The sequence below is a fragment of the Bacillus sanguinis genome (assembly GCF_018332475.1).
GTDB classification, from domain to species: Bacteria; Bacillota; Bacilli; order Bacillales; family Bacillaceae_G; genus Bacillus_A; species Bacillus_A sanguinis.
Genome location: NZ_BOQB01000329.1, coordinates 1 through 1911 on the forward strand (window position 1 = coordinate 1; position 1911 = coordinate 1911).

Here is a 1911-nt window from a genome sequence, read left to right on the forward strand (position 1 = left end):
ACTAATAATCAGTGGGGGACGAAGAAAACCCCCACTGATTAAAGTTTCACTTTATGTCACATGATGTGTAAAGGGGGCGTGTAATGAAATCTTTAACGGTTATTATTTTGTATAGTGAAAGAGCGAACATATTAGAAGAGTCAATTCAATCTATATGGAAGCTAAATCCTCTTGAAATTATAATTTTGCTTCCTAATGATAGAAGTAATTTGTATGAAATAGCAAAGAAACATAAATGTCATATTGTTTTGATGGATAAATATAGTACCCATAATGATGGGTATGAAGCTTCTGTAAAGGAAGCAAAAGGAGAAGTATTGTTGTTTGTAGATCGTAATTTTTCGTTATCTACAAATGAGATGAAGAAATTTATTGAACCAGTTGTTACAAATCAGGCTGATGTAGTATTAAACAAAATAGATAAATTTATAGAGGTTGGTAAATGTCCAAATATGGATATTGTATGGAGAAAAATGTTAAATGAAATTTTATGTCGACCAGGTTTAAAAAGCAATTCAATACTTTCATTACCATATGCACTTACGAAGGAAGTAGTGGTAAATATCGGTTTTGATTATATGAAAAATATCGTTCTAGCCCATATGAATATATTGAATCAAGGCTGGCGGATTAACGATCAATATGCAATAAAAACGTTATCTAGAGATGAAACGTTAGAAGAGGAAGGTTATTTAGTTAAAAAAGAATTGTCAGAAAATGAGAAGGAGAAAGTGGGGAAATATTTAATCGGTATTTCTAAATGGATAGAGAAAAAGGGGAAAAGAGTAGGGTTTACTGATGCAGGAAAAAGAAGAGATATTATTCAAAAGTTAGGTGAATGCAAGCGATATCCTTCTTATCATCGAGGATGGGGTATGCATTCATCAATTTATGACGGGATGCAACTTTCTGTCATTATACCAGTGCAAAATGAAGAAGAAACTATAGAACAAGTAATACTTGAGGCAAGAAAAATAGAACCGCTAGAAATAATTGTCGTTGTAAATGGTTCGACAGATAGTACGGCCAATATCGCTAAAAGACTTGGTGCTACTATTATTAAATATAACGAACGGCTTGGTCATAATGTTGGACGTGCTATTGGAGCGCTTGAAGCCAAAGGAGATATTCTCTTATTTATTGATGGTGATTTTAGTGTTTCAGGAAGTAATTTGCATCACTTTACAAAAGCAGTTGCCGATGGCGTAGACATAGCATTAAATGATTTGAATCCGATGTTACATCCTCCGTTTTATGTTGTAGACGTCGTAAAGTATATGCTTAATTTAGCATATAATCGTCCAGAATTAAGTAATGGCTCATTAGTAGCAATTCCACATGCTATGAGTAGATCATGTGTAGATGCAATAGGGTGGGAAAGTTTACTATGCCCTAGTCTTGCGCAAGTAAAAGCTATATTACAAGGGTATAGAGTAGAATGTGTACATTATGTTGATGTTGTAAAACCAAACAGAATTCGATTAATGGAGAATGTAAGTCATAATGGACATCCTCCAGCAGTATTAAGAATAATTGGTGATCACGTTGAAGCTCTCTCTTACTTAATAGAACATCTCGAAATGGATGGAAAGGGTGATTAAACTGTTAGATCAGTACAAAAAAATTAACATTTCATATGAAGAATTATGGCAAATAGATTTTCAAACTACGGAACCATTTATACTCAAGGTTGATTGGGATAAAGTAACGTATGAATTTTTAATTCGTATTAAGCCCGGCGCTTCTAACACTATTGTTTTTGGATCTGGAGCAGGTGGATTTCAAGAACAGCCAATTGGTCCACCAATTTTTCATCGACATTCGTGGATGGAAGAATTTGAAGATACTGTTATATATTTTAATGATCCTACTTTATATCCTGGAAAATTATCTTTAGGTTGGGGACAAGGG

Annotated in this window: 1 protein-coding gene and 1 pseudogene; both read left to right on the forward strand. The window is 33.6% G+C overall.

Annotation, left to right across the window (positions count from 1 at the left end; all coding sequences use genetic code 11):
* Window positions 1-83 precede the first annotated feature (83 nt).
* Complete coding sequence (locus KI369_RS25140) at window positions 84-1601, forward strand: glycosyltransferase family 2 protein (RefSeq protein ID WP_212958016.1); 1518 nt, start codon at window positions 84-86, stop codon at window positions 1599-1601.
* Window positions 1585-1911: pseudogene (locus KI369_RS25145) on the forward strand (glycosyl transferase); the annotation flags it as partial. The gene KI369_RS25140 and the pseudogene KI369_RS25145, both read left to right, overlap by 17 nt.